This window comes from Streptomyces sp. 13-12-16, assembly GCF_002114215.1.
In the GTDB taxonomy this organism is placed as follows: Bacteria; Actinomycetota; Actinomycetes; order Streptomycetales; family Streptomycetaceae; genus Streptomyces.
Map to the genome: position 1 here is coordinate 1 of NZ_NCTE01000397.1, position 3,152 is coordinate 3,152.

5 protein-coding genes are annotated in these 3,152 nt (G+C 73.8%); 2 read left to right on the top strand and 3 right to left on the bottom strand.

All coding sequences use genetic code 11. The annotated features are described in order from the left end of the window. The first annotated feature begins 107 nt into the window (after positions 1-107). Entirely contained in the window at positions 108-773 is a 666-nt protein-coding gene (locus B7767_RS16300; protein ID WP_085572825.1) for a response regulator transcription factor, read from the top strand. Here the strand turns inward: B7767_RS16300 and B7767_RS16305 are convergent. Beyond that, positions 734-1,018 (bottom strand): DUF6332 family protein, encoded by a 285-nt coding sequence (locus B7767_RS16305; RefSeq protein ID WP_085572828.1) that lies wholly within the window; start codon positions 1,016-1,018, stop codon positions 734-736. The genes B7767_RS16300 and B7767_RS16305 overlap by 40 nt on opposite strands. A gap of 136 nt (positions 1,019-1,154) precedes the next feature. Here B7767_RS16305 and B7767_RS16310 point away from each other — a divergent pair, with 136 nt between their 5' ends. Further along, a complete protein-coding gene (locus B7767_RS16310) occupies positions 1,155-1,547 on the top strand; it encodes a MarR family winged helix-turn-helix transcriptional regulator (protein WP_085572826.1) in 393 nt (130 codons plus the stop codon). Positions 1,548-1,559: 12 nt separating this feature from the next. Here B7767_RS16310 and B7767_RS16315 read toward each other — a convergent pair whose 3' ends face one another. Together B7767_RS16315 and B7767_RS16320 are read right to left on the bottom strand one after the other, a co-directional pair. Then, entirely contained in the window at positions 1,560-2,294 is a 735-nt protein-coding gene (locus tag B7767_RS16315; protein WP_085572827.1) for a maleylpyruvate isomerase family mycothiol-dependent enzyme, read from the bottom strand. 35 nt (positions 2,295-2,329) lie between these two features. Further along, positions 2,330-3,152: SDR family oxidoreductase (locus B7767_RS16320; RefSeq protein ID WP_085572829.1), on the bottom strand; the 823-nt coding region annotated here is incomplete at its 5' end.

Here is a 3,152-nt window from a genome sequence, read left to right on the forward strand (position 1 = left end):
ATGCGGGAGCGGGCCGCCGCGCTGGATGGCACCATCGAGGCGGGCCCGCGCCCGGACGGTGGCTTCCGGGTACTCGCCGTACTGCCGATCGAGGCCGAGGAGGACCGGTGATCCGCGTACTGCTCGCCGACGACCAGTCGCTGGTCCGGGCGGGATTCCGCGCGCTGCTGGACGCGCAGCCGGACATCGAGGTGGCCGGGGAGGCGTCCGACGGCGAGGAGGCGGTGCGGCTGATCCGCGCACTGCGGCCCGACGTCGTGCTCATGGACATCCGGATGCCCGCGCTCGACGGTCTCGCCGCGACCCGCCGGGTCACCGGGGACGCGGGGCTGGGGGACGTGAAGGTGGTCATGCTCACCACCTTCGAGCTGGACGAGTACGTCTTCGAGGCGATCCGCTCCGGAGCCTCGGGCTTCCTGGTCAAGGACGCCGAGCCGGAGGAACTGCTGCGCGCGGTGCGGGCGGTGGTCGACGGTGACGCGCTGCTGTCGCCCGGGGTGACGCGCCGGCTGATCGCCGAGTTCGCGGCCCGCTCCAAGGAACCGGCCGCCGCCGGCGCCCTGTCCGGGCTCACCGAGCGGGAGCGGGAGGTCATGGCGCTGGTCGGCATCGGCCTGTCCAACGAGGAGATCGCCCGCCGTCTGGTCGTCAGTCCGCTCACCGCCAAGACCCACGTCAGCCGCGCCATGGTGAAACTGGGCGCCCGCGACCGGGCCCAACTGGTCGTGCTGGCCTACGAGTCGGGATTGGTGCGGCCCGGCTGGCTGGGCTGAGCCGCCCGCCGGAACCGGACCAGCACGGACACCGTGCGGACGGCGAACAGCACCGCCGCGAGCAGTGCCCCGGTGCGGCGCAGCACCGTCTCGAGAGTGCCCGGCAGCTCGAAGAGCAGCACCGGCCCCGCCACGGCCCCGAGGACGACCACCGCCGCGAACGCCGCGCTGCACAGCGCGTATCCGGTCTCCACGGTGATGGCGTCCCGCTCGGCCGGACTCCGCCGTCCCCCGTACCCCGTCACGCTCACCCCCCGCACCCGGTCACTCGAGGAGTGAAACAGGCGCGCGCCCCGGTGGGCAAGGAATCCGGCAGGGGACGGTGAACACAGAGGGCCATGCCCGGGAGACCCGCGCGCACATGCCTGCTACGGTGCGCCCATGGCGGCGAAACAGGCCGAACAGGCGCTCGTGGAACGGTGGCGGGACGTGCTCGCGCTGCATGCGCGCACCCAGTGCGAGATCGACCGCGCCCTGCACGGACACGGCCTGTGCGCCAGCGACTTCGAGGTCCTCGACGTCCTCGCGCAGGGCCCCGGACCGGGCGGCTGCTCCTACCGCGTCCAGGAGATCTCCGAGCACGTCCACCTCAGCCAGAGCGCCCTCTCCCGGCTGGTCGCCCGGCTGGAGAGGGAGGGCCTCGCCGAGCGCGGGACGTGCCCGGAGGACCGGCGGGGAGTACGGGTGTCGCTCACGGCGAAGGGGCGCGCGCTGCACGGCGAGGTACTGCCCGTGCAGCGCGCGGTGCTGGCCCGGATGCTCTCCGACGGCTGACCGGCGGGGCCCTCAGCCCACGGCGGACGTCTCCCGCCAGAGCGCGGCGAGCTCCGGATCACCCGACACCGCCGGCACCGGCACCCGGTTCCACAGCGCGAGATACAACTGCTCGGCGGGTCCGGCCAGTTCGCCCTCCGCGTCCCCGGCCGCGCCCCGGCTGGTCACCGGCGGTTCCTGGGACAGCCGTACGGTCCACACCGCGTCCGCGTCGGTCGCGCGCACCCGCAGGACGCGGGGCGTCCGGGTGCGCACCCGGCTCTTGGGCCGTGCGTGGAACCCGCGCAGCAGCTCGTCGACGCCGTCCACGGCGAAGTCCGTGGCGACCGGCGACGGCGTGCCGCCGCGTGCCGACTCGGCGTCGAACCGGTGGACGGTCGTCTCGTGCGCCTGCCGGCGGGCCCAGAACGCGAGCGCGGAGGGCGGTCCGGGCAGAAAGGTGAAGCACTCCACGTCGGGCGCCGCCCCCGCCAGGGTGTCCACCAGGCGGCGGTGGGCGTCGCGGTACCAGGCCATGAGCGCGGGGCCGTCCAGCGCGGGGTGTTCATCCATCGGGCGCGGCGCGGTGTGCCCGTCCGCGACGAAGGCCGCGGCCCACCGGTGCACCACACCGGTGTGCCGGACCAGGTCCCGCGTACGCCACCCCGGGCAGGTCGGCACGGCGGCGTCCGTGCCCGCCCGCTCCGCGGCGTCGGCCAGCAACTGGCCCTCTTTCTCCAGCGTTTCCAGGAACCAGTCTGTGTCCATGGGCAGGAGTCTGCCGTACGGACGCCCGCCCGTGTCTACGGGAGCGGGGTCCCGCCCGTCGCGTTCACGATCTCCGCGGTGATGTACGACGCCTCCTGCGAGGCGAGGAAGACGTACGCCGGGGCCATCTCGGCCGGCTGGGCCGGACGTCCGATGGGCGCCTGCTTGCCGAACTCCGCGGTGTCCGGCAGGGTCGCCGGGATCAGTGGCGTCCACACCGGCCCCGGTGCCACGGCGTTGACCCGGACACCCCGCTCGATCAGCATCTGCGCCAGCCCCTGGGTGAACGTGACGATGGCGCCCTTCGTGGTGGCGTAGTCCAGCAGGTGCGGGCTCGGCTTGTAGGCCTGCACGGAGGCCGAGTTGATGATGCTGGCGCCCTCCCGCATGTGCGGCACGGCCAGCTTGCACAGCCAGAACATGCCGTACAGGTTGGTCCGCATCACGCGGTCGAACTGCTCGGTGGAGATCGCCTCGATGCCGTCGGGCTGCGACATCTGGTACGCCGCGTTGTTCACCAGGATGTCGATCCGGCCGAACTCCGAGACCGCGCGGTCGATCAGCGCCCGGCAGTTCTCCTCCTCCCGGATGTCGCACGCGACGGGCACGGCCCGCCGGCCGGCCTCCTCCACCCACCGCGCGGTCTCGGCGGCGTCGTCCTTCTCGCTGTCCAGGTACGTGAAGACCACGTCGGCGCCCTCGCGGGCGAACGCCAGGGCGACCGCCCGGCCGATCCCCGAGTCCCCGCCCGTGATCACGGCCTTGCGGTCCGCCAGCCGGCCGCTGCCCCGGTAGGAGTCCTCCCCGTGGTCCGGCGGCGGGTCCATGGGGCCGGTCCAGCCGGGGGGCGGCTGGTCC